The sequence below is a fragment of the Frigoribacterium sp. AC394 genome (assembly GCF_979258095.1).
Map to the genome: position 1 here is coordinate 457,430 of NZ_OZ409834.1, position 23,866 is coordinate 481,295.

23 protein-coding genes, 1 tRNA gene and 2 pseudogenes are annotated in these 23,866 nt (G+C 70.6%); 15 read left to right on the forward strand and 11 right to left on the reverse strand.

What is annotated here, in order from left to right; translation table 11 throughout:
- The first annotated feature begins 12 nt into the window (after window positions 1–12).
- Window positions 13–948, forward strand: coding sequence for a LysR family transcriptional regulator ArgP (locus tag ACZZY9_RS02055; protein ID WP_463462794.1), 936 nt, complete (start codon window positions 13–15; stop codon window positions 946–948).
- Here the strand turns inward: ACZZY9_RS02055 and ACZZY9_RS02060 are convergent.
- The gene (locus ACZZY9_RS02060) at window positions 945–2,699 is read right to left on the reverse strand and encodes an MDR family MFS transporter (protein ID WP_463462795.1); all 1,755 of its coding nucleotides are present in this window, start codon (window positions 2,697–2,699) and stop codon (window positions 945–947) included. The two genes, ACZZY9_RS02055 and ACZZY9_RS02060, sit on opposite strands and share 4 nt — an antisense overlap.
- Before the next feature lie 7 nt (window positions 2,700–2,706).
- Window positions 2,707–3,432: a TetR/AcrR family transcriptional regulator gene (locus ACZZY9_RS02065; protein ID WP_463462796.1), complete on the reverse strand. Its 726-nt coding sequence runs from the start codon at window positions 3,430–3,432 to the stop codon at window positions 2,707–2,709.
- A 153-nt stretch (window positions 3,433–3,585) separates the two neighbouring features.
- Here ACZZY9_RS02065 and cls point away from each other — a divergent pair, with 153 nt between their 5' ends.
- Complete coding sequence (gene cls, locus ACZZY9_RS02070; RefSeq protein WP_463462797.1) at window positions 3,586–5,055, forward strand: cardiolipin synthase; 1,470 nt, start codon at window positions 3,586–3,588, stop codon at window positions 5,053–5,055.
- Window positions 5,056–5,063: 8 nt separating this feature from the next.
- Here cls and ACZZY9_RS02075 read toward each other — a convergent pair whose 3' ends face one another.
- Entirely contained in the window at window positions 5,064–6,020 is a 957-nt protein-coding gene (locus tag ACZZY9_RS02075; protein ID WP_463462798.1) for an alpha/beta hydrolase fold domain-containing protein, read from the reverse strand.
- A 108-nt stretch (window positions 6,021–6,128) separates the two neighbouring features.
- Here ACZZY9_RS02075 and ACZZY9_RS02080 point away from each other — a divergent pair, with 108 nt between their 5' ends.
- From ACZZY9_RS02080 to ACZZY9_RS02100, 5 genes are all read left to right on the forward strand, one after another.
- Window positions 6,129–7,274: a glycerol dehydrogenase gene (locus ACZZY9_RS02080; RefSeq protein ID WP_463462799.1), complete on the forward strand. Its 1,146-nt coding sequence runs from the start codon at window positions 6,129–6,131 to the stop codon at window positions 7,272–7,274.
- Between the two features lie 60 nt (window positions 7,275–7,334).
- Window positions 7,335–8,570: a chromate efflux transporter gene (gene chrA, locus ACZZY9_RS02085; protein ID WP_463462800.1), complete on the forward strand. Its 1,236-nt coding sequence runs from the start codon at window positions 7,335–7,337 to the stop codon at window positions 8,568–8,570.
- A 139-nt stretch (window positions 8,571–8,709) separates the two neighbouring features.
- Window positions 8,710–9,909, forward strand: coding sequence for an ATP-binding protein (locus tag ACZZY9_RS02090; RefSeq protein WP_463462801.1), 1,200 nt, complete (start codon window positions 8,710–8,712; stop codon window positions 9,907–9,909).
- A 39-nt stretch (window positions 9,910–9,948) separates the two neighbouring features.
- Complete coding sequence (gene cmtR / locus ACZZY9_RS02095) at window positions 9,949–10,302, forward strand: Cd(II)/Pb(II)-sensing metalloregulatory transcriptional regulator CmtR (protein ID WP_463462802.1); 354 nt, start codon at window positions 9,949–9,951, stop codon at window positions 10,300–10,302.
- Window positions 10,299–10,979, forward strand: a complete 681-nt coding sequence (locus tag ACZZY9_RS02100; RefSeq protein ID WP_463462803.1) for a cation efflux transmembrane domain-containing protein — start codon at window positions 10,299–10,301, stop codon at window positions 10,977–10,979. Before cmtR ends, ACZZY9_RS02100 begins: the two co-directional genes overlap by 4 nt.
- 119 nt (window positions 10,980–11,098) lie before the next feature.
- Here the strand turns inward: ACZZY9_RS02100 and ACZZY9_RS02105 are convergent, their stop codons facing one another.
- The 6 genes from ACZZY9_RS02105 to ACZZY9_RS02130 form a co-directional block, all read right to left on the reverse strand.
- Window positions 11,099–11,512, reverse strand: coding sequence for an SRPBCC family protein (locus tag ACZZY9_RS02105; RefSeq protein ID WP_463462804.1), 414 nt, complete (start codon window positions 11,510–11,512; stop codon window positions 11,099–11,101).
- A 178-nt stretch (window positions 11,513–11,690) separates the two neighbouring features.
- A complete protein-coding gene (locus ACZZY9_RS02110) occupies window positions 11,691–11,891 on the reverse strand; it encodes a hypothetical protein (RefSeq protein WP_463462805.1) in 201 nt (66 codons plus the stop codon).
- A gap of 90 nt (window positions 11,892–11,981) precedes the next feature.
- Window positions 11,982–13,037 (reverse strand): sensor histidine kinase, encoded by a 1,056-nt coding sequence (locus ACZZY9_RS02115; protein WP_463462806.1) that lies wholly within the window; start codon window positions 13,035–13,037, stop codon window positions 11,982–11,984.
- On the reverse strand, window positions 13,034–13,705 hold the full coding sequence (locus ACZZY9_RS02120; protein WP_463462807.1) for a response regulator transcription factor: 672 nt from the start codon (window positions 13,703–13,705) through the stop codon (window positions 13,034–13,036). Before ACZZY9_RS02120 ends, ACZZY9_RS02115 begins: the two co-directional genes overlap by 4 nt.
- Entirely contained in the window at window positions 13,692–14,351 is a 660-nt protein-coding gene (locus tag ACZZY9_RS02125) for a DedA family protein (protein ID WP_463462808.1), read from the reverse strand. Before ACZZY9_RS02125 ends, ACZZY9_RS02120 begins: the two co-directional genes overlap by 14 nt.
- Entirely contained in the window at window positions 14,348–15,148 is an 801-nt protein-coding gene (locus ACZZY9_RS02130) for a phosphatase PAP2 family protein (protein ID WP_463462809.1), read from the reverse strand. The genes ACZZY9_RS02125 and ACZZY9_RS02130 overlap by 4 nt, the downstream gene beginning before the upstream one ends.
- 118 nt (window positions 15,149–15,266) lie before the next feature.
- Between ACZZY9_RS02130 and ACZZY9_RS02135 the strand changes: the two genes are divergently transcribed.
- From ACZZY9_RS02135 to ACZZY9_RS02165, 7 genes and pseudogenes are all read left to right on the forward strand, one after another.
- Window positions 15,267–16,064 carry a COG4705 family protein gene (locus ACZZY9_RS02135; RefSeq protein ID WP_463462810.1) on the forward strand — a complete coding sequence of 266 codons (798 nt, stop codon included), beginning with the start codon at window positions 15,267–15,269 and terminating at the stop codon, window positions 16,062–16,064.
- Between the two features lie 236 nt (window positions 16,065–16,300).
- On the forward strand, window positions 16,301–16,798 hold the full coding sequence (locus ACZZY9_RS02140) for a DUF2231 domain-containing protein (RefSeq protein WP_463462811.1): 498 nt from the start codon (window positions 16,301–16,303) through the stop codon (window positions 16,796–16,798).
- 67 nt (window positions 16,799–16,865) lie between these two features.
- Window positions 16,866–16,982: pseudogene (locus ACZZY9_RS02145) on the forward strand (VIT1/CCC1 transporter family protein); the annotation flags it as partial.
- A gap of 163 nt (window positions 16,983–17,145) precedes the next feature.
- Window positions 17,146–17,895 carry a 2,3-bisphosphoglycerate-dependent phosphoglycerate mutase gene (locus ACZZY9_RS02150; protein ID WP_463462812.1) on the forward strand — a complete coding sequence of 250 codons (750 nt, stop codon included), beginning with the start codon at window positions 17,146–17,148 and terminating at the stop codon, window positions 17,893–17,895.
- 1 nt (window position 17,896) lies between these two features.
- Complete coding sequence (gene eno, locus ACZZY9_RS02155; RefSeq protein ID WP_463462813.1) at window positions 17,897–19,249, forward strand: phosphopyruvate hydratase; 1,353 nt, start codon at window positions 17,897–17,899, stop codon at window positions 19,247–19,249.
- Window positions 19,246–19,782: a fluoride efflux transporter FluC gene (locus tag ACZZY9_RS02160; protein WP_463462814.1), complete on the forward strand. Its 537-nt coding sequence runs from the start codon at window positions 19,246–19,248 to the stop codon at window positions 19,780–19,782. The genes eno and ACZZY9_RS02160 overlap by 4 nt, the downstream gene beginning before the upstream one ends.
- The gene (locus ACZZY9_RS02165; RefSeq protein ID WP_463464623.1) at window positions 19,782–20,156 is read left to right on the forward strand and encodes a fluoride efflux transporter FluC; all 375 of its coding nucleotides are present in this window, start codon (window positions 19,782–19,784) and stop codon (window positions 20,154–20,156) included. Before ACZZY9_RS02160 ends, ACZZY9_RS02165 begins: the two co-directional genes overlap by 1 nt.
- 51 nt (window positions 20,157–20,207) lie before the next feature.
- On the opposite strand, the gene ACZZY9_RS02170 is transcribed toward ACZZY9_RS02165, so the two are convergent.
- Window positions 20,208–20,283: transfer RNA gene (locus ACZZY9_RS02170), tRNA-Val, on the reverse strand.
- Between the two features lie 79 nt (window positions 20,284–20,362).
- On the reverse strand, window positions 20,363–20,836 hold the full coding sequence (locus ACZZY9_RS02175) for a peroxiredoxin (RefSeq protein WP_192057889.1): 474 nt from the start codon (window positions 20,834–20,836) through the stop codon (window positions 20,363–20,365).
- A gap of 271 nt (window positions 20,837–21,107) precedes the next feature.
- On the opposite strand from ACZZY9_RS02175, the pseudogene aceE reads away from it, so the two are divergent.
- A pseudogene (gene aceE, locus ACZZY9_RS02180) lies at window positions 21,108–23,852 on the forward strand (pyruvate dehydrogenase (acetyl-transferring), homodimeric type).
- Window positions 23,853–23,866 lie beyond the last annotated feature (14 nt).

The following is a 23,866-nucleotide window of genomic DNA, read 5'->3' on the forward strand; positions in this document are numbered from 1 at the left end:
TAAGCTCAGCTCATGGCTCGATTCACCCTCGATCAGCTCGACACCCTGCGGACGATCGTCGACGAGGGCACCTTCGAAGCGGCGGCGCAGCGGCTTCACATGACCCAGTCGGCGGTCTCGCAGCGCATCAAGCTGCTCGAGACGGCGGCCGGCGCGGTGCTCCTCCGGCGGACGAGCCCGGTGGCGACGACCCCGGCGGGGGACGTCGTGCTCCGGCTCGCCCGGCAGATCGACCTGCTGTCCGCCGACGTCGCCTCCGAGCTGGGAGGCGCGGGCACGGAGCACGGACCATCCACCCTGCCGATCGCGGTCAACGCCGACTCGTCGGCGACGTGGTTCCTCGACGCGCTGGCCGACGTGGCGGCGAGTCATCCGGTGGTGTTCGACCTCCGCCGCGCCGACCAGGAGCACACCTCGACGCTGCTCCGGTCGGGCGACGTGCTGGCCGCGGTCACCGCGACCCGGGCGCCCGTGCAGGGCTGCACCGTCGAACCGCTCGGCGTCATGCGCTACCGCGCCGTGGCGAGCCCCGAATTCGTCGAGCGCCGGTTCGACGGCCGCGTCGACCTCGACCTCGTCGACCGGGTGCCGATGGTCGTCTTCGATCGGACGGACACCCTGCAGCACGAGTTCGTCCGACGCGTCACGGGTCGAGACGCCAGGTCGCCTCGCCACCATGTGCCGGCCTCGGCCGACTTCGCGAGGGCGACCGTGCTCGGACTCGGATGGAGCATGCTGCCCGAGGAGCAGGCCCGGCCCGAGATCGAGGCGGGCCGTCTGGTCGAACTCGCCCCCGACTCCCCCGTCGACGTCACGCTGTTCTGGCAGCGCTGGACGCTCGGGTCGCCCCTGCTCGACGCCGTGACGGAGGCGGTGCTTCGGACGGCGGGGCGCAGACTGCACCCGATGTCGGGCGGTCCGCACCCCGCCGGCCACAGCGGCGCCTAGTCGCCGCGTGGCTCCCGAGGAGGCGCGGTGTCGGCGCCCGCATCGGCCGGCGGCACCACGGGAGCACCCGACGCGACCGCGGCGGCCGTGGCCGACTCACCGGCGGCGGAGGTCGCGGCCGACGGAGCAGGTGTCGCGCGACCGCGGCTCGCCGCCTCCAGCTCCTCCGCTTCGTCCCCCGAGACGGCCTCGCCCCGCGCGACCATCCCGGCCACGTCGCTCAGCGCGATCTGCGGCAGGAACAGCGCCAGGATCAGAGCCACCGCGATGAACGGCACCAGGTACGCGAACACCGGCGCGAGCGAGTCGGCGTAGGCCTCGACGACGAGGCGGCGGACGGCCTCCGGCAGCTCGTTGAGCGCGGCCGGGTCGAGGGTCGCCGTCGCGGACGACGCGTCGCTCGGCGACGCCCCCGCCTCGGTGAAGACCGTCGTCAGGTTCGAGGTCAGGCGGCTGGTGAACATGGCGCCGAAGACGGCGACGCCGAGCGCCGCCCCGACCTCGCGGAAGTAGTTGTTCGTGCTGGTCGCGGTGCCGACGTTCGCGGGGTCGACCGAGTTCTGCACGACGAGCACCACGACCTGCATGATGAGGCCGAGCCCCGCTCCGAACACGAACAGGAACACGCAGATCAGCGGCAGCGGGGTGTCGGCCGTCAGAGTCGTGAAGAGCAGCATGGCGATGCCCGTGAGGATCGTGCCGACGATCGGGAAGATCCGGTACCGGCCCGTCTTCGAGATCAGGTTGCCCGAGAGGATCGACGTGCCGATCAGACCCGCCATCATCGGCAGCAGCAGGAGGCCCGACACGGCCGCGGAGGCGCCGGACGACATCTGCAGGAACGTCGGGACGAACGCGATCGCCGAGAACATGCCGATGCCGAGCACGAAGCCGATGCCCGTGGCGAGCACGAACACCTTGTTGCGGAAGAACGACAGCGGGATGATCGGGTCGTCGGCCCGCGACTCGACGAACACGAACAGCCCCACGGCGACGAGCACGCCCGCACCCCAGAGCCAGGTCTCTCCGGCGCCCCAGCCGTGGTCGGCCTGGCCGCCGAACTCGGTGAAGAAGATGAGGCAGGTGGTCGCGGCCGACAGCAGCACGACGCCGAGCACGTCGATCCGCTTGGTGGCTTTCTTGCCGGGCAGGGTGAGCGCCATCCACGCGATGATGAACGCGGCGACGCCCACCGGGATGTTGATGTAGAAGGCCCACTGCCAGGTGAGGTGGTCGACGAAGAAGCCGCCGAGGAGCGGGCCGCCGATCGCCGACAGGCCGAAGACGGCGCCGAGCGGGCCGAGGTATCTGCCGCGCTCGGAGGCGGGCACGATGTCGGCGATGATCGCCTGCGACAGGATCATCAGCCCGCCGCCGCCGAGCCCCTGGATGGCGCGGAACACGACGAACATCCAGAAGTCGTCGGCGAAGGCGCAGCCGATGCTGGCGAGCGTGAAGATCGCGATGGCCGCCAGGAACAGATTGCGTCGACCGAGCACGTCGCCGAACTTGCCGTAGATCGGCATGACGATCGTCGTGGCGAGCAGGTAGGCGGTGGTGATCCAGGCCTGGTGCTCGACGCCGCCGAGCTCGCCGACGATGGTCGGCATGGCGGTCGACACGATGGTCTGGTCGAGGCTCGAGAGCAGCATGCCCGAGATGAGGGCGCCGAAGATGATCCAGATCCGCCTCTTCGTGAGGAGGAACGGCGCGTCGCCCTTCGTGGCGGTGGCGGTGGTGGACGTGGTCATGGTCGACTCAACGGGCCTCTCGGTCGGACGGTTCGGTGATGATGGGGGTCGTGGCGGGGGTCGTGGCGGCACTCGTGGCGGCCGTCGGGCTGGAGACGGCGAGCAGATCGCGGGCGAGGTCGAACCAGCTCGCGAGGACGTCGTCGAACCGGCGCGACGGGTCGTCGAGCTCGAAGAAGAACTGCTCGACGGCGCGCTGGGTCAGCGCCGTGGCGAGCGTGAACGCGGCGTCGATGCGCGGGTCGTCGACCGGCAGCCCCTCGTGGCGGGCGATGGCGGCGATCACCCGGCGCTTCTGCTCGTCACCCTGGCGCATGATCGCCGCGAACAGCCTCGGCTCGCGTTCGAGCACGGCGCGGAAGGCCGCGGCGCGCTCGCGCGTCAGCCCGACCTGCTCGACCCGGGCGACGATCAGGCGCGACAGGTCGTCGAACACGGCCTCGAGCGGCAGGAGGCGCGGGTCGCGTGACGAGGCCGCGTACGCCTCGAGGGCGTGGTCGTCGTCGTCGATGGCCGTTCCCACGACGACGTCGTCCTTCGAGGCGAAGTGGTTGAAGAACGTGCGACGCGAGATGCCGACGGTGCTGCACAGCTCGTCGAGGGTGAAGCCGGCCAGCCCCTCGGCCGCGGTCAGTCGGCGGGCCTCGGCGATCAGCTCGGCACGGACGCGGACCCGCCGGAGGGCCGTCTTGCCGATCGTCTCGGGGGCGGCCCCGGTGCTGGTGTCTGTCATCGCGCCTCCTGCTCGATCGTCGTCCCGATGGTGCGGCGACGATGCCGAGGGCGGAATGCCCGAGATGCACTATTGCACTCTGAGCCCCAGAGTGCAACAGCCGATGTCGGCCAGCCCGACGCAGCGGGCCTCCGGGCCTGCGAGGATCGACGCATGACCTGGCGCAGAGTCCTCAAGGCCTTCCCGACCGTCGTGCTCGTCGTCGACATCGTCATCCGCGTGGTGGCCGTGGTGCTCGTCCCCCGCAATCGGCGCCCGAGTTCGGCGATGGCGTGGCTGATGGCGATCTTCGTCGCGCCCATCCCCGGCAGCGTCCTCTTCGGGCTGCTCGGGTCGACGAAGCTGCCGCAGGACCGCCGCGACAAGCAGCGCGAGATCAACAGCCTCATCCTCGAGAACACGCAGGGTCTCGACTCGCGTGTGCCGACGGTCACCCAGCCGCCGTGGTTCGGCACCGTCGTGCAGCTGAACCGCACGCTCGGCGCCATGCCGCTCATCCCCGGCAACACCGCGACGCTGCTGCCCGACTACGCCGGCTCGGTGGCCGCGATGACCGCGGCTGTCGACGACGCCGAGCGCTACGTGCACGTCGAGTTCTACATCCTCACCCGCGACGAGACGACCTACCTTTTCTTCGACGCGCTGAAGCGCGCCCACGACCGCGGGGTCAAGGTGCGGGTGCTCTACGACCACTGGGCGACCATCCGCAACCCCCAGGGCCGCGTCACCCGCCGCTGGCTGCACGACGCCGGCATCCGCTTCGAGGAGATGCTGCCGTTCCACCCGACGAAGGGCATGTGGCGGCGGCCCGACCTCCGCAACCACCGCAAGATCGTCGTGGTCGACGGCCACGTGGCATTCACCGGCTCGCAGAACATGATCGACCCGAGCTACAACAAGCGCGGCAACATGCGCCGGGGCCTGCAGTGGAAGGACCTCATGGTGCGACTCGACGGGCCCGCCGCCATCGGCCTCAACGCCCTGTTCATCACCGACTGGTACAGCGAGACCGACGAGCTGCCGACCGACGCGGAGGCCGAGCCGATCGTCGAGCAGCGCACGGGCCCGGACACCATCGAGTGCCAGGTCGTGCCGAGCGGCCCCGGGTTCGACGGCGAGAACAACCTGCGCCTCTTCAACGCGCTCGTCTACGGCGCCCAGGAGCGCCTGATCATCGCCAGCCCGTACTTCGTCCCCGACGAGTCGATGCTCTACGCGATCACCACGGCGGCCGAGCGGGGCGTCGACGTGCAGCTGTTCGCCTGCGAGGTGGCCGACCAGTTCATGGTCTACCACGCGCAGCGCTCGTACTACGAGACGCTGCTGCGAGCGGGCGTCCGCATCTTCCTCTACGAGAAGCCGACCGTACTGCACTCGAAGCACTTCACGGTCGACGACGACGTGGCCGTCATCGGGTCGAGCAACATGGACATGCGCTCGTTCAGCCTGAACTTCGAGGTCTCGCTGATGGTGCGCGGGTCGGGCTTCGTCGACGAGCTGCGCGTCATCGAGGACGACTACCGGTCGCGGTCGCACGAGCTCACCCTCGCCGCCTGGCTGTCACGACCCGCCGGGCTGCAGGTGCTGGACAACGTCGCCCGGCTCACGGCCGCGGTCCAGTAGCCCGCGGCTCACCCGGCGAGGGTCTCCCGGAGCGTCCGCACGATCTCGACCCGCGCCTCCCTGCCGGCCCGCGTCGGCAGCAGCGGGTACGCGTGGATCAGCCCTCGACCCTCGTGCCAGTCCAGGTCGACCCCTGCGGTGCGAGCACGGTCGCGCAGGAGGTGCGCGTCGGGATTCAGGACGTCGCGCGTCCCCGAGAACACGGTCAGCGCACCCAGCCCGGCGAGATCGCCGAACAGCGGGCTGACCGTGGGGTCGCGCAGGTCGAGACCGCCCCGCCAGTGCTCGGACAGCACCCGACCGCCCGGGGTGCCGAGCCACGGGTCGCTCGGCTGGACGACGGGGATCCGAGGGTTGCTCCAGGTGAGGTCGAGCGCGGGGGCGATCAGCACCGTCCGAGGCACGACGACGCCCTCGTCACGCAGCGACAACGCCGCCGAGAGGACGATCTGACCGCCGGCCGAATCCCCCGCGAGAGCCACGGGACCGTCCGCCGCGGTGACGAGGTCGACGATGCCGACCCGCGCCTCCTCGGCGGTCCCGAACGGCACGAGGGGGTAGATCGGGACGACCACCGTGGTGCCCGCGTCGGCCGCGATCTGCGCGGCCAGATGCCAGTGCTGCGACACGATCTCGCCGACCCAGCCGCCGCCGTGGGCGTAGACCACGGTGCCGCGGGACACGCCGTCGCGCCGGGAGACGCGGTACACCGGCCGGCCGGAGCGCTGCTCGACGTCGACGCGGACGTCCGACCGCAGGGCGCTCGGCGGACCGAACGGCGCAGGACGCAGCGACCGCGCACGGATGCGACGACGGGCGCCGGCCGCGCTGACGAAGGTCCGGTTCGCCGCCGTGAGACGCAGGAACCCCACGACCACCGACTGCGGCACGACGAGACGCGCCGCCGCCGGCACGGTCGCACGGAGGTCGGACGAAGGGGCTGGGCGACGGCCGCGGGTGCTCATGCGCCGACCGTACCCCGAGCGCCTCCGTGGCGGTGCGGGGCACGGAGGGGCCACGGAGGAGGCGCGCGTACCGTCGGGACGACACGCACCACCAGAGAGGACCGCACGATGACCACTCCCATCCGCACCGTCATGAGCCCCGCCCGCTACGTCCAGGGCAAGGACGCGATCACCCGGCTCGGCGAGTTCGTCGCCCCGATCGGCTCGAAGCCGCTGATCGTGTCGGACGACGTGGTCTGGGGTCTCGTCGAGCAGTCGGTCACCACCAGCTTCGAGTCGGCCGACCTGCGCATCGAGCGCGTCGGATTCGGTCGCTTCGCGACACCCGCCTCGATCGACGAGCTCGTCGACACCATCCGAGGGGCGTCCGCCGACGTCGTCGTCGCGATCGGCGGCGGCAGCGCCATCGACGCCGCCAAAGCCGCCGGGCACCTCGCCGGCATCCGCTGGGTCAGCGTGCCCACGGTCGCCTCCACCGACGCGCCGACCTCGGCGCTCGCCGTCGTCTACACCGACGAGGGCGAGTTCATCGAGTACCGGTTCTTCCCGCGCAACCCCGACCTCGTGCTGATCGACACGCAGCTCGTCGCGAACGCGCCCGTGAAGTTCCTCGTCGCGGGCATCGGCGACGCACTCGCCACCTGGCTCGAGGCGCGCGCCTCGGCCCGCTCGCACGCCACCACGATGGCCGGCGGCCTCCCGACGCAGGCCGGCACGGCGCTCGCCGAGCTGTCGTGGCGCATCATCCACGAGAACGCCTTCTCGGCCCTCGCCGCGGCGGAGGACGGCGTCGTCACCCCCGCCCTCGAGGCCCTCGTCGAGGCCAACACGCTGCTGTCGGGTCTGGGCTTCGAGTCGGGCGGACTCGCCGCCGCGCACGCCATCCACAACGGCCTCACCGCGGCGCCGCAGACCCACGGGCTGACGCACGGGCAGAAGGTCAACATCGGCTCGATGACGCAGCTCGTGCTCGAGGGGGCGCCCCGCGACGAGATCGAGGACTTCGTCGAGTTCACCACCCGCGTCGGTCTGCCGAACACGCTGACCGAGATCGGTCTGACGGTCGACGACCTCGACGAGCTCACCGCCGTGGCCGAGGCCGCGACCGTCGAGACGGAGACCATCCACAACATGCCGTTCACGGTGACGTCCGCCGACGTGGTGGCCGCGCTCGTGTCGATCGAGCGCCTGTCGCGGTCGATCCGCTCGGCGAAGGGGCTGCCCGAGCCCGAGCTGTACGTCGCCGGGCACTGAGTCGACGGCACCGGGCCGACGCGTCACCGGCGAGTCACCGGGGTTTGACATCATGACCCCGTGACGAGACGAGACAGCGCAGACCCGGGCGACCGAGGGAACCCCCTCGAGGTCGCCCGGGTCTTCTCTCTGCTCGGGCTGACGTCGTTCGGCGGGCCGGTCGCGCACCTCGGGTACTTCCGCTCCGAGCTGGTCGAACGCCGTCGCTGGCTCGCCGACGGGCGGTACGGCGAGCTGGTCGCGCTGGCGCAGTTCCTGCCCGGGCCGGCGTCGAGCCAGGTCGGCTTCGGGCTGGGTCTGCTGCGGGCCGGTCCGCTCGGCGCGCTGGCGGCGTTCGTCGCGTTCACCCTGCCGTCGGCCCTGCTGATGTACGCGGTGGCACTCGGCCTCGGGGCGATCGACGGGCCCGTGGGCTCGGCCGTCGTGAGGGGTCTGACGATCGGCGCGGTGGCGGTCGTGGCCCACGCCGTGACGGGGATGGCGCGGTCGCTGGCGCCCGACCCGACCCGCGCCTCCCTCGCCGTCGTCGCCGCGGTCGCCGCCCTCGCGCTGACCGGCCCGGCCGGGCAGCTGGTCGCGATCGCGGTCGGGCTCGCAGGAGGGCTGCTCTTCTGCCGGTCCGACGAGGAGGCGCGGGTCGGGTCCGCGAAGTTCCCGATCGGTCGGCGGGCGGGTGCGGTCTGCCTGGGTCTCTTCGTCGCCCTCCTCGCCGGACTGCCCGTGCTGGCCGCCGCGACGCGGTCCGAGACGATCGCCCTGGTCGACGTCTTCTACCGGGCGGGGGCGCTCGTCTTCGGTGGCGGTCACGTCGTGCTGCCGCTGCTGCACGCGGGGCTGGTCGAGCCCGGCTGGGTCGACGACGGCGTCTTCCTGACCGGCTACGGCGTGGCGCAGGCGGTGCCCGGTCCGCTCTTCACCTTCGCGACGTTCCTCGGGGCCGTCGCCGATCTCGGGCCGGGAGGCGCGCTCGGCGCCGTGCTGGCCACCCTCGCGATCTTCGCACCGGGGCTGCTGCTGCTGGCGGGCGTGCTGCCGTTCTGGGACGCGCTGCGGGGTCGTCGGCTCGTCGGCGCGCTCCTCCGCGGGGTGAACGCGGCCGTCGTCGGGCTGCTGGCCGCGGCGCTCTACGACCCGGTGTTCGTCACGGCGGTGACCGACGTCGGCGCCTTCTGCCTGGCCCTGGCCTGCTTCGTGCTGCTGGTCGTCTGGCGGGTGCCGGCGTGGGCCGTCGTGATGATCGCCGCCGTGGGCGGTGTTCTGCTGACGGGGCTCGCATCGACACCCGGCGCCGGCTGACCTCGATGCGCCGTGCGCCCGGGAGGAGATCGTGTGGTGCTCGGTGCGGACCTGTCGGCCTGCGAGCCGCTCGCGAACGACTTACCCGAGAGTAGTGTGATGATTTGCTATATTATAGCAAATCTGCTCAGGAGGCCTATTGACTCTCAACCCCTACACGCCCGGCGCCGGCACCCGACCGCCCACACTGATAGGTCGGGAGTCTCAGCTGGCGGTGGTCGGCTCTCTCGCCGAGCTCATCGAGGCGGGCCGCTCGTCGAACCCCGTCGTGTTCACCGGCCTCCGAGGGGTGGGCAAGACGTCGCTCCTCCAGGAGGTCGGCGCCGTGCTCCGCTCGAGAGGCTGGCTCGCCGGCTACTACGAGGTGCGGCGCGACGTCGAACCGGGTGTCGCCGTGAGGTCCATCATCCGAGACAGCGCCGACCTCACGCAGGGCCGGCTCCGGAAGGCGCTGTCCTCGGGGGCGCACTCGATCGGGGGCATGAAGCTGTCGCTGGGGCCGACCGGCTTCACCTTCGCCGTCGACGCTGCGGCACCTCGACGCGAGGACTCCGACCCGTTCCCCGAACTGGTCCGGTTCCTCCGACTGCTCGGCCGGGACGCCAGTCAGAACGGGGTCGGCGTGGCCCTGCTGATCGACGAGCTGCAGGTCTTCCGTAAACGGGACATCGCCGTCCTCGTCCAGGCCCTGTCGGCGCTCAAGGACGAACCGATCGTGCTCATCGGGGCCGGGCTGCCGTATCTCGCCGCCGAGCTGTCGAAGGCGAACACCTACGCCGAGCGGTTCCGCTTCGAGGTGATCGACCGGTTGGGCGAGTCCGACGCACGCGCGGCCGTCACCGAACCCGCCTTCGACCTCGGCACCATCTGGGACGACGATGCGCTCGAGCGGGTCCTCGAGCTCGCCGATCGGTACCCCTACTTCCTCCAGCTCTACGCGAGCGAGTCGTGGACGTCCGCCGCCGGCGCCGCTCGGATCGAGTCGACTCACGTCGACGCGGCCATCCCGGCCGTGCAGCGGCAGCTCGACGCGGGGCTGTACTCCGCGCGCTACGACCGGCTCTCCGAGCGCGAACGCGAGTACGTCGACACCATGGTCGCCGTGGCCGACGCGTCGCCCGACGGTGGGCACGACGCCCGTCCCCGGCCGAGCGTCTCGCCTCGGGTCCAGTCCGGCGCGGTGGCGGCCGAGCTGGGCAAGTCGCTGACGCAGGTGGCGACCACCCGCGACCGAATCATCCGCAAGGGCATCATCCACGCGCCCGTCTACGGCGAGCTCGAGTTCTCCGTACCCGGCTTCGCGGACTACGTCCGTCGACGCACGGGCCGCGCCCGATGACCGACCGCGTCCAGTCAGCGTCGACTGTATAGTCAGCACATGCTGACCCTTTCGTCGCGTGTCGACGTCATGAACCGCCTCGGGCGCGCCATGGCCGATCCGACCCGAGCGCGCATCCTGCTCCACCTCCTCGACGAGCCCGGCTATCCCGGTGCGCTGGCCGACCGACTCGGCCTCACGCGCTCGAACGTCTCCAACCATCTCTCCTGCCTCCGCGGCTGCGGAATCGTGGTCGCCGTCCCCGAGGGGCGATCAACCCGCTACGAGATCGCCGACGCTCACCTCACGAGGTCGCTGACCGCTCTGGTCGACGTCGTGCTCGCCGTCGACGACGGCGAGCCCTGCACGGACGACGCCTGCGACGTCCCTCTCTGCTGCGGGACGGGCGCATGAGCATGACGGCCGACCCGCGCCTCCTCGTTCCGGCCCGCCGCCTCCTGCTGCAGCGCCGGATCAGACTCATCGTGGCCGTCACGATCACGTACAACGTGATCGAGGCCATCGTCGCGATCACCGCCGGCACCGTCGCCTCCTCGACCGCCCTGATCGGGTTCGGCCTCGATTCGATCGTGGAGGTGCTGTCGGCCGCCGCGATCGCGTGGCAGTTCGCCGCCCCCGAACCGGAGAAGCGGGAACGGCTCGCGCTGCGCGTCATCGCCGTGTCGTTCTTCGGCCTGGCCGCCTACGTGTCCGTCGACGCCATGCTGGCCCTCACCGGCATCCGAGAGCCCGACCACTCCCCGGTGGGCATCGTGCTGGCTGCGGTGAGCCTGGCGGTCATGCCGTTCCTGAGCCTGATCGAGCGCCGCACCGGCACCGAGCTCGGCTCCGCATCGGCCGTGGCCGACTCGAAGCAGACCCTCATCTGCTCGTACCTGTCCGCCGCCGTCCTCGTCGGCCTCGTGCTCAATCTCGCGTTCGGGTGGACCTGGGCAGACCCCGTGGCGGGGCTCGTGATCGTCGTGTTCGCCGTGCGGGAAGGACTCGAGGCCTGGCGCGGCGACGCCTGCAAGACGCCCGTCTCGGCACTGACGGGCGAGCGCCAGGTCGAGGCCTGCGACTGCTGCTGACCTGACGACGCGTCTCGTCACGGCGAGCGAGGTCGGCACGGTCCCGACGCACACTCGACGGGCCGAATCGGCCGCCTGGACACACCCGGATGAGAGCGCGCCACTCGGCCGGCGATCGTCTACCGGGCGGGCGGGAAACGCTCGGCGAGCAGCACCGCGAGCTGGTCGAGGTCTCGGCGGACCGCGTCGGCATCGGACTTGAACTCCGCCTCCGACATGCCGTCATGGCGGAAGAGGGTGAAGACGGCCTCGCTGCCGTCGTCGTTGGCGACGATGCGGAAGGGGTTCCGCACCACCGATCCGTCGGGCAGGGTCACGTCATGGTCGAGGATCCCCAGCTCCACCGGCCCGGTGAAGGTCACCTCGACGACGCCCAGGGGCGAGTCCGTGATCCACCGCCCCTCCTCCTGACGGATCCCGGTGCTGAGACCGGCCGCCCACGCAGGGAGGTTCGCAGGGTCCCCGGCGACGCGGGACACGGTCGCGACGTCGTGGTCGAGCGAGCGCGAGATGTGGACGGCGGGCCAGGTCATGCCCGGAAGCTAGCAGCGAATCGCATCGGCCGGACACCCGTCACCGTCGGGACCTCGGGTGACGAGCGCCCCTCCCCTGCATCTAACGGACGCTCCCTCCGCGCAGCGACAGGGTCGTGCCTCCTGCGGCGACGAGCACCAGCGCGACACCCATCCGCCTCGAGACGGCGGACTCCGTCTACCGTGCGGTCGGATCGCCCTTGAGGACACGCGCGTTGAGATGGATCGTGATGAGTGCGCCGACCAATGTGAAGTACATGCTCGTGCGAGAGGAATCGATCACGAGCAGTGTCACTGCAGCGATGGCCACGAGCGACGCGACGATCAGCAGGAACAGGGCCACGGACCGCTTCGTGCTCTGGCCGCCGTCGGTATCCATGGTTCTACGGTCTCTCGCCGGAGGTCCGACGTCAAGAGACCTCCGGCGTCGACGCCGAGCGACCTCTCGGGACACGCTCGACGATTCGCGTCAGGTCGTGTCGGTGGAGACTGGCAGGAGCAGCTCGAGCGTCGTACCCGCGGGAGAAGTCGAAGCGACCCGAACGCTGCCTCCGTGGCGGACGGCGATCTCCCTCACGAGGGCGAGACCGATTCCGAAGCTCGGTCGGGTGCCGCCGCTGGCACGCCGCGAGTCTCCGTCTGCCGGCTCAGACCGGGCGAACCGGTCGAAGACACGCGCGGGCTCGATGCCTGTGATCCCCGGTCCCTCGTCGCTGATCGCGAACACGGCCGAGCCGCGCTCCTGCCGGGTCGACAGAGTGACGATCGAGCCGGGAGGCGCGTGGCCGATCGCGTTGTCGAGCAGGGACAGCACCGCCCGTCGGAGGCTCGCGCGCGGCACTCGGACCCACGAGGCGGTCCTGCTGTCGTGCCGCAAGGCCACGTCGCGCTCGTCGGCGAGCACGGACATCGACCGCAGGACGTCCGCGACCACGTCGTCGAGGAGCACCGCGTCGGGCACGACAGCCGGGCCGGCAGGGTCGCCACCCGCTGCCTCGAGCAGGTCGCCGACGATGTCGACCAGGGCTCGCGAGTCGTCGCGGAGCCTGGCCAGGTCGGAGGTGACGTGCTCGTCGGCGGTTGCCGCTCCTCCGGCGATCTTGCGCTGCAGGGCCTGCAGTCGGGCGTCGAGCACGGCGAGGGGCGTGCGCAGCTCGTGGCTCGCGTCGGCGACGAACCGGCGCTGCAGCCGGAGGGCCTCGCCGAGCGGCCGGACGGCACGGCGGGCGATCACGACCGTGACGAGCCCGGCGAAGACGACGCCTGCGACGCCGAGGACGACGAGGCCGGCCACGACGTCCGTGGCCGAGACGAAGACCTCGCCCTGGCCCGCCGCGGCGACCTGCTCGAGTCGCTCCTGCGGGACGGTCTGGTGAAGCACCCACGCGATGGTCAGAGCGAGGGCGCCGACCACGACGAGGCCCGACACGAGCACGATCTGTCGGCCGATCGACCGGGCGGCGGCCTGCAGGGCCGCGGCCTCGGGATCCGCCCGACCATGGGCCGGCCCTCGACGTCCGGTCACAGGGCACCCACCCGGTACCCGTGCCCGCGCACGGTGAGCACGACGTCGCGGTCGATCTTGCGGCGCAGGTAGCTGACGTAGGTGTCGACGGTGCCGAGCTGCTCCCCGTGCGGGAACACCCGCGCGAGCAGGTCGGCCCTGTCGAAGGTGTGGTCCGGGCGTCGCGCGAGCTCGGCGAGCAAGGCGCTCTCCCGCTCGCTCAGCACCACGCGGCTGGACCAGGGAGTGACGACGATGCGGCTCTCGGGATACAGGCGTGCCTCCCCCACGTCGAGCCAGCGCTCCTCGACGGCGAACGACCGCGTCAGGGCGCGCAGCCGGGCGAACAGCTCGTCGAACTCGAACGGCTTGACGAGGTAGTCGTCGGCGCCGCCGTCGAGCCCCGCGACCCGGTCGGCGGTCGTGCCGAGCGCCGTCAGCATCAGCACGGGGGTCGTCACGTGCTCCCGACGGAGGGTCGCGACGAGCTCGGTGCCCTGGAGCCCGGGGAGGCGGCGGTCGACGACGAGGACCGCGTGCCCTCCTGCCCGAGCGGCCTCGAGCCCGCGTCGGCCGTCGGTCACGAGGTCGACCTGCCAGGCCTCGCCGAGCACGTCGGCCACGATGGGCCCGAGCGCCGGGTCGTCCTCGACCAGCAGGAGGCGCGGGCGCGTGTCAGGACCGGTCACCCACCGCCTCCTCGTCTCTCGTCGTGGTCGCCGCGACCCTCTGCTCGGCCCGGGCGGCGTGCGATCGCCGCAGGGCGGTGACCACGATCGGCAGCACCGACACGACGACGAGCCCGACGGCGAGCAGGTCGATGTGGTCTGCCACGAACGGTAGGCCACCGAGCAGCGATCCGAGCACCGTCATGCCGACGGCCCACAGGAACGCGCCCGTGAGGTTCCACACGATGAACTTCCGGTACGGGTAGCCGCTCGTGCCGGCGGCGAGGGGCACGAAGGTGCGGACGACCGGCACGAACCGGCCGAGGACGAGCGCCTTGCCGCCGTGCCGCTCGAAGAACGCCTCGGCCTGCTCCAGGTGCGCCGTCTTGAGCACGCGGGCGTCGGGGCGGAACCAGCGGCGTCCGAACCTGTGCCCGAGGAAGAAGCCGACCTGGTCCCCGGCCGCCGCGGCGAGGAACGCGCAGAGCGCGATCACCGCGACGCTCAGGCCGAGGCTCTGGTGCAGCAGCCCTGCCGTGACGAGCAGCGAGTCGCCCGGAAGGAACGGGAACAGCAGGCCCGACTCGACGAAGATCATCAGCGACAGGCCGGCGAGGGCCCACGGGCCCATGCCGGCGAGGAGGGTCTGGGGGTCGAGGATGCTCATGAGCGGGTCCGTCCTGGGTCGGTGGTCGCGGAGGGGTTCGGCGCCGACGGCCCGACGGGGTGGGCAGACCCCGAGCGCTGTTCGATCCGGTCGAGGAGGCGCAGCCACGGCGGCAGTGCCAGCGCTACCACCGAGCAGCCGAGCACGACCGAGGCGAGCGTGTCGCTCGGATAGTGCACGCCCACCCAGACGCGCGACAGCCCGACGACCGCCACCGCCGCCCCGCACAGGGCGATGACGACTCGTGCGCGGCGACGCCCCCAGGCGATCAGGACCAGTGCGAGTGCGAGCCCTGTCGCGAGGGCCGTGTGGCCACTCGGGAACGAGAATGAGTGCGGCTCGATGATCAGCGGGTCGACGAGGAGCCCTGGGTCGGGTCGGTCGCGCTGCACGACGAGCTTGACCAGCTCGGCCGCGGCCCATGGCCCGACAGCGACGCCGAGCACCGTGAGGGCGGCAGCCGCGCGACGGCTCACGACCCACACCGCCACGACCAGCAGCAGCACGAGGGCTGCGCCCAGCTGCGGCGCGAGCAGGCGATCCACGAGCAAGGAGGCCTCGTCGAGCACCGGCACGTGCGCCCGGCTCGCGCGCTGCACGAGGTCGAGGTCGACCTCGCTCACGCCGCTCGCGCCCGAGGTGATCAGCAGCCCCGCGACGACGACGCCGGCGATGCCGGTCGCGCCCCACGCCGCCCACGCCCCGTCGCGGACGACGGCGCGGACGGCCGGGAACAGAGGAGGCGCGGTGCGGTCGCGAGGGAGCGCCGACGAGGTCGGACTGTGCAGGACGGTCATGCGCCGAGCCTCCGCCCGGCCGTCCCAGAAACCGCCCAGATGCCCTGGCGGGCCGATCCGCGCCTCCTCGTCTCGGGCTCTGGGCGATTTCTGGGAGGCGACACGCGACCGTCTTCGCATGACGACACGCGCTGTTCCGACCGGGGCCACGGCCCCCGACCGCCGGGCCCGGCTCAACAAGGTCCCCGAGATCACCGTCGCCTTCTGGGTGATCAAGGTGCTCTGCACCACCGTCGGCGAGACCTTCGCCGACTTCCTCGCCGACGGCCTCGGACTCGGGCTGACCGTGACGAGTGTGGTGATGGCTGCCCTGCTCGTCGTTGCGCTGGTCGTGCAGTTCAGGACTCGGGCCTACGTGCCCGTCGTGTACTGGCTCGCGGTCGTGCTGGTCAGCGTCGTCGGCACCCTCCTCACCGACACGCTGACCGACGCGCTCGGCGTCAGCCTGTGGGTGTCGACGGCCGTCTTCGCGGTGGCGCTGGCCGTCGTGTTCGTCGCCTGGCACCGCGTCGAGGGCACCCTGTCGATCCACGAGGTCACGACCCCGCGTCGCGAGGCCTTCTACTGGGCCGCCGTGTTGATGACCTTCGCCCTCGGCACCGCGGTCGGCGACCTGCTCGGCGAGCAGCTCGCGCTCGGCTACCTGCCCTCGGCGCTGCTGTTCGCGGCGGCCATCGCCGTCGTCGCCCTGGCCCACCGGTTCGCCGGCGTCGGGTCGGTGCTCGCCTTCTGGGCCGCGTACGTCCTCACCCGGCCGTTCGGCGCCTCCGTCGGAGATTTCCTGTCGCAGCCGGTCGCGGACGACGGGCTCGGCCTCGGGTCGACCGTCACGAGCGTGGTGTTCCTGGCCGCGATCGCGGCCCTCGTCGTCGTACTCACGGTGCGACGACCGGCGAGCACGGCGCTGCGTGCATAAGCGTGGAGGGATGCGCCGCTGAGCCCAGAAACATCCTGGGCCGCCTCGTCTCCGCCCCGCTCGTGGGACGTTCCGGGCGCTTTCTCGCCAGCACCCGGGCCATCGCTGCCCAGCGTGGTTCTGGGGGGATTCTGGGAGCCGAGGCGCGAGAGTCACTCCGGGGTTCCTCCTCAACCCCACCCCGGGCATCGATCGCGACTCGGTCGCTGTGAACTGCGAGAAAGAGAAGCACATCCATGGACTGGCAGCTCGACGGCCTCCCCTTGCACCCGCTCATCGTCCACCTGGTGACCGTCGCGTTCCCGACGGCGTCCCTGCTCGTCCTGGTCGGGGCGTTCTGGCCCGCACTGCGTCGACGACTCGGCATCATCACTCCACTGATCGCCCTGGTCTCGCTGATCGCCGTTCCACTCGCGACATCGTCCGGCGAGTCGCTGGAGGAGCGGGTCGGCGGGAGCGCCCTTCTCGAGACCCACACGGAACTGGGCGACACCCTTCTTCCCTGGGCGATCGCGGTGTTCGTGGTCGCTGTGGCGCAGTGGGCCTGGCAACACTGGGTGCTCACCCCTGAAGAGCAGCGGCCTCGTCCTGCGGTCCGTGGCAGCGCACGACTGATCGTGGGCGCCCTGTTGATCGTCCTGGCCCTGGGGACGAGCATCGGCGGGATCGTCACGACGGTCCGGATCGGCCACTCCGGCGCGGAGGCCGTCTGGTCGGACTCGAGCGAGGGATGACACCCGGACTGGCGAGGGCAGGCTCCTCTGCGTGGCAGCCTGACGCCTCGGGTGCTGTCATGGCGTCATGACCGACGCGTCACCTCTCCCGACCGATCCCGACGAGCCCCGCGCCGGGAGCCTTGCCGGTCGCCTCAATTGGCTCCGTGCCGGCGTCCTCGGCGCGAACGGCGGAATCGTCTCCTCGGGAATGTCGCTCGACAGGTGCACCCTGATCAGATAAGTGCTTCACTGAGGATGGCGGAAACGCCACGGCGGTGGGGCTCGCCGTCACCAACCTCGACTCAGGTCGACAACAGTCCCTATCTCAACCACTGGCGTGCCCAGACACCGAGATAGGAGACCCCATGACCGCCGATACGACCCGGATCGCCCTCGTGCGGCACGGCCAGAGCCAGGCCAACACCGACGGGCTCTTCACCGGCATCACCGACTCACCCCTCACGAGCAGGGGCCGGGAAGAAGCCCGCCGTGCTGCACGCCTGCTCGACGAGGCGGGTTTCCACCCGGCGTCGATCCTGTGCTCGCCGCTGGCCCGAGCGACCGAGACCGCCCGCATCATGGTCGCCGAGAACCGGTGGTCCGAGCCCCTCACCGTCGACGTGCGACTCCGGGAACGCGACTACGGCGACCTGACCGGACGGACCAAGGCGGATGTCCGCCGCTCAGCCGGCGAGGAGGACTTCACCCTGTGGCGGCGCTCACTGGACACCCCGCCCCCGCCGTCCTCTGACGCGCTGTTCGCGAAGCTGTGGGCTCAGGACGCCCTTCGCCATGTGGAACCCTCGAACCGCACCCGGGCCGAGAGCCTGCTCGACGTCATCGCCCGGGTCCGGCCCATCGCCGAGGCGGTCGGGGCCGGTGCCGCCGGCGGCACCGTGCTCGTGGTGGGCCACGGTAACAGCCTCCGCGCACTCTGCCTGTTGCTCGACGCGCTCACCCCACTCGAGGTCGCCGCGCTCAACATCCCGACCGGCCACCCCCTGATCTACGACCTCGCCTCCGATGGGCGTCCGCTGACGCGGGGCGGCACGTATCTCGACCCGGCCGCAGCAGCCCTCGCCGCTGCGGTCATCACCCACGAAGGAGGAACCTGACATGAACGACTACATCAGCAACCGCACCATCCACACCCACGACGTCGGCACCTACGTCACCCACGGTGGAGCCCACCCCATCTCGATCGTGTCGGTTCTCGGACGGTCGATCTTGGACTCCCGAGGATTTCCTACCGTCCAGGTCGACCTCGAACTCGCCGACGGCACCCTCGTCTCGGGCGCCGCCCCCGCAGGAGCCTCGACCGGTGCCCACGAGGCCGTGGAGCTCCGAGACGGAGGTGCAGCGTTCGGTGGCAAGGGCGTCCGGAGAGCGGCAGAGATGGTCACCACCGAGATCAGCGACCACCTCACCTCACGTCCCTGGGCCGGGATCAGCGAGATCGACCGTGCCCTCGCCGGCCTCGACGGCACGTCGAACTGGTCGAGGCTCGGTGCCAACGCCGTCGTCGCCACGTCGATCGCAGCGTCGCGGGCGCTGGCCCGGGAAGCCGGCCTGCCCCTGCACCGGTGGATCGCCCTGCTGTCGGGGGCGAACGAGTCGCTCCCCGTCCCGCACTTCAACGTCCTGAACGGAGGCGCCCATGCAGCCAACGACCTCGATTTCCAGGAGTTCATGATCGCTCCCGTCGGGGCGACCAGTGAGGAGGAGGCGGTGCAGACCGGCGCAGAGGTCTACCACTCCCTGAAGGCGCTCGTCCAGACCCGCTACGGCACCGCGGGCCTCGGCGACGAGGGCGGCTTCGCCCCTGCGATCGACAGCCCCGAGGACGCCCTCGACCTCATCGCCCAGGCGATCACCGACGCCGGCCACCGGGCGGCGCTCGACGACGTGGCGATCGCCCTCGACCCTGCCGCGAACGGGTTCGGCGACGGAGACGGCAGGTACCGGGTCGCCGGGCAGGACCTCGACCGTGCGGCCCTCGCGGACCGGTACGGTGCACTGGTCGACGCCTACCCGATCAGGAGCATTGAGGACGCCTTCCACGAGGACGACCACGACGGGTGGGCGCTGATGGCGTCGCGGTTCGGCGGCCGCGTGCAGCTCGTCGGCGACGACCTCTACGTGACCGACCCCGAAAGGATCGCCGAAGGTGCCGAGAAGGGCTGGTCGGACGCCGTCCTCATCAAGCCGAACCAGATCGGCTCTGTCAGCCAGACCCTCGACGCGATCGCCACCGCCCGGTCGTACGGCATGGCCTGCATGGTGTCGCACCGCTCCGGGGAGACCACCGACACGTTCATCGCCGACCTCGTCGTCGGCACCGGGGTCGGCCAGATCAAATCCGGTGCCCCCGCACGCGGGGAGCGGGTCTGCAAGTACAACCGCCTCACCGACATCGAAGCCGATCAGCCCGGACTCCCCTACGGCCTCAGCATGAAGGACGATGCATGACCACCCCCTCACCCGACTCACCGTTTCCGCCGCTGCCTTCGAGGCGAGGCGACGAGTTCGAAGGGCTGGGCCAGAACCCGGACCTCGATGTCGACGACTCCACGGGCACCGAACGACCCGTGCACCTGCGGTGGCGGTTCATCGGACTCGTCACCCTCGGTGGCACGATCGGCACGGGCCTGCGCGAAGCCCTGTCGTTGAGCTTCCCCGCACCACCGGGCAGCATCCCCGTGACGATCCTGCTGATCAACGTCGTCGGTGCGTTCGCGCTCGGTCTCCTGCTCGAGTCGCTGATGCGACGAGGGCCGGACGCGGGTCGCCGACGCGACCTGCGTCTGTTCATCGGGACAGGCGTTCTCGGCGGGTTCACCACCTACAGCGCCCTCGCGGTCGACACCGCGACCCTGATCGGTGACGCCCTGCCGATCGCCATCGCCTACGGTGCGGGATCGGTCGTGCTCGGCGCCGTGGCTTCCTGGGCCGGCATCACCGTCGGTGCCGCCCTCCACCGCCGTTCTGAGGCGGCGTCGTGATCGCCCCGTGGCTCTTCGTCGCGATCGCGGTCGCCGGTGGTGCGGGTGCGGCCCTGCGCCTGGTCGTCGACGGCGTCGTCCGCAGCACGTGGTCGGCCCCCATTCCGCTGGCGACCCTGGTCATCAATGTCAGCGGGTCGTTCGTGCTCGGCGTGCTCACCGGTCTCGCCGACCACGCGGGGCTGCCTCGAGAATGGCTGCTCGTCGCGGGCGGCGGGCTCATGGGCGGCTACACCACGTTCAGCACCGCCAGCGTCGAGACCGCGCGCCTCGTAGCCGAGAAGAGATGGGGCGCTGGAATCGCCAGCGGCGCGGGCATGCTGCTGCTCGCCGTCGCCGCCGGGCTCCTCGGCCTCACCATCGGAACGTCATGATCGGCCGTCGAGCGCCAGGCTGTGCCGAACGTCTCGTGAACGGGACTTCTCTGGTGGGCCCTACCGGGCTCGAACCGATGACATCCACGGTGTAAACGTGGCGCTCTACCAACTGAGCTAAAGGCCCCTGCGCCGGTCTGGCCGGGCGGGTCGTATCAGGTTAGCGGCTGAGGAGGCGCGAGTCGCGCCTCCTGGGCGGTGTCGCGTCAGACGGTGGCCGGCACCAGGGTGTCGAGGGAGGCGCGGTAGTCGTCGATCGAGCGCTCCTGGCCGGGCTCGGTGACGAAGTGCTCGCGGATGATGCCGTCGACGTCGATCAGGAACGTGGCCCGCGTCGCGAAGCCCTTGTGCTCGAGGAACACGCCGTACTCCTTCGAGACCTCGCCGTGCGGCCAGAAGTCCGCGAGCAGCGTGAAGTCGTAGCCCTTCTCGTCGGCGAAGGCCCGGAGGGTCGCCTTCGAGTCGACGGAGACGACGAGCAGCTCGACGCGGTGGTCCTGGAACATCGCCAGATTGTCGCGGAGCGTGCACAGCTCCTTCGTGCAGGTGCTCGAGAACGCGAGGGGGAAGAACACGAGCGCGACGGGCTTCACACCCCGGTAGTCCGACAGCCTGACGTGCTCGCCGAACTGGTTCGGCAAATCGAAGTCGGGAGCCTGGATGTCGTTCTCCAGTGCCATGGTGCGATCCTTCCGCGTCGGCCCGGGCGGCCGGCGACAAACACGAGCAGTGATCCTACGCCGCACGGGGGCGAACGCAAGGACCGCTCTCAGCGCGTGCGGAGACTCCGTGGGGCAGGGTCGGTGTCAGTCGGGGTCACTAGACTCTGGCGAGTCAGGTGGCAACGTGTTCGGAACCCGGGCGCGGACGACCTGACACTCGTCTGTCCACCGCATACGGTGCGACCCACACACGGTGCTATCAACACCACGAGATTGATTGAGGTCAAGGGTGACGGTAAACGACCAGGACCCGTACACGGTCGACACGACCGATCGCGATCCCGAAGAGACCGCCGAATGGCGGGAGTCGCTCGACTCCCTCGTGGCGGCCCAGGGGCACGAACGGGCTCGCGAGATCATGAAGAGCCTGCTGAGCCGGTCGAGCGAACTCCACCTCGGCGTGCCGATGGTCCCCAAGACGGACTACGTCAACACCATCGCCACCGAAGACGAGCCCGAGTTCCCCGGCGACGAAGAGCTCGAGCGCCGTTACCGCCGGTGGATCCGCTGGAACGCCGCGATCACCGTGCACCGCGCCCAGCGCCCCGGTGTCTCGGTCGGCGGTCACATCTCGACCTACGCCTCGTCCGCCGCCCTGTACGAGGTCGGCTACAACCACTTCTTCCGCGGCCAGGACCACGCCGGCGGCGGAGACCAGATCTTCTTCCAGGGCCACGCCTCCCCCGGCATGTACGCCCGCGCGTACCTCGAGGGCCGCCTCGGCACCGACCAGCTCGACGGGTTCCGTCAAGAGAAGTCGCACGCGTCGGGCGGGCTCAGCTCGTACCCGCACCCGCGGCTCATGCCGTCGTTCTGGCAGTTCCCCACCGTGTCGATGGGTCTCGGCCCGATCAACGCGATCTACCAGGCGCAGGTCGCGAAGTACCTCACGAACCGCGGCATCAAGGACGCCTCCGACCAGCAGGTCTGGGCGTTCCTCGGCGACGGCGAGATGGACGAGGTCGAGAGCCGCGGTCAGCTGCAGGTCGCCGCCAACGAGGGTCTCGACAACCTGAACTTCGTCATCAACTGCAACCTGCAGCGACTCGACGGCCCGGTGCGCGGCAACGGCAAGATCATCCAGGAAGCTCGAGAGCTTCTTCCGCGGTGCCGGCTGGAACGTCATCAAGGTCGTCTGGGGTCGCGAATGGGACGACCTGCTCGCCCGCGACACCGAGGGCGCGCTGCTCAACCTCATGAACACGACGCCCGACGGCGACTTCCAGACCTACAAGGCCGAGAGCGGCGCGTACGTCCGCGAGAACTTCTTCGGTCGCGACCCCCGCGCCCTCGAGCTCATCAAGGACTTCACCGACGACCAGGTCTGGAACCTCAAGCGCGGCGGGCACGACTACCGCAAGGTCTACGCCGCGTTCAAGGCCGCCGCCGAGCACAAGGGCCAGCCGACCGTCATCCTGGCGAAGACCGTCAAGGGCTACGGCCTCGGGCCGTCGTTCGAGGGCCGCAACGCGACCCACCAGATGAAGAAGCTGACGCTCGACAACCTCAAGCAGTTCCGTGACGAGATGCGCATCCCGATCTCCGACTCGCAGCTCGACGAGAACCCGTACCTGCCGCCGTACTACCACCCCGGCAACGACGACGAGGCGATCCAGTACCTCCACGAGCGTCGACGCGCCCTCGGCGGCTACGTGCCCGAGCGTCGCTCGAAGTACACGCAGATGTCCGTCCCCGAGTCGACGTCGTACGACGTCGTCAAGAAGGGCTCCGGCAAGCAGGAGGTCGCCACCACGATGGCCTTCGCGCGCCTGCTGAAAGATCTGCTCCGCTCGAAGGACTTCGGCCACCGCATCGTGCCGATCATCCCCGACGAGGCGCGCACGTTCGGCATGGACGCCTACTTCCCGACGTCCAAGATCTACAACCCCAACGGGCAGCACTACACCTCGGTCGACCGCGAGCTGCTGCTGGCGTACAAGGAGAGCCCCCAGGGTCAGCTCTGCACGTCGGCATCAACGAGGCCGGCGCGTTCGCGGCGTTCACCGCGGTCGGCACGTCGTACTCGACGCAGGGCGAGCCGCTCATCCCGGTCTACGTCTTCTATTCGATGTTCGGCTTCCAGCGGACCGGTGACGCCATGTGGGCGGCCGGCGACCAGATGGCCCGCGGGTTCATCATCGGCGCCACGGCCGGTCGCACGACGCTGACGGGTGAGGGCCTGCAGCACGCCGACGGCCACTCGCTGCTGCTCGCCTCGACGAACCCGGCGGTCGTCTCGTACGACCCCGCGTTCGGCTACGAGCTCGGTCACATCGTCAAGTCGGGCATGGACCGCATGTACGGCACCGACGAGAACGGCGCTCCGACGCACGCCGACCCGAACGTCATGTACTACGTGACCGTCTACAACGAGCCGATGCAGCAGCCGGTCGAGCCCGACGACGTCGACGTGGACGGCATCGTCCGAGGCATCTACAAGCTCAAGAGCGCCGAGAACCTGGGCCCGCGTGCCCAGCTGCTCGCCTCGGGCGTCGGTGTGCCGTGGGTGCTCGAAGCCCAGCGTCTGCTCGCGGACGACTGGAACGTCGCCGCCGACGTGTGGAGCGTCACCTCCTGGAACGAACTGCGACGCGACGGCCTCGCCGCCGAAGAGCACAACTTCCTCAACCCGGAGGCCGAGCAGCGCACGCCGTACGTCACCGACAAGCTGCAGGGGGCCGAGGGCCCGTTCATCGCGACCAGCGACTTCATGGCCGCCGTACCCGACCAGATCCGCGAGTACGTCCCCGGCGACTACCTCACGTTGGGCGCCGACGGCTTCGGATTCTCCGACACCCGTGCCGCCGCCCGTCGGTTCTTCAAGATCGACGGACCCTCTGTCGTCGTCCGCACGCTGCAGGCCCTGGCCCGCCGCGGCGACGTCGAGCCCGGCGTCGTCCAGCAGGCCATCGACAAGTACCGGCTGAACGACGTGACCGCCGGCACCAGCGGCAACGCCGGCGGGGAGAGCTGACCGGGCCCGTGAGC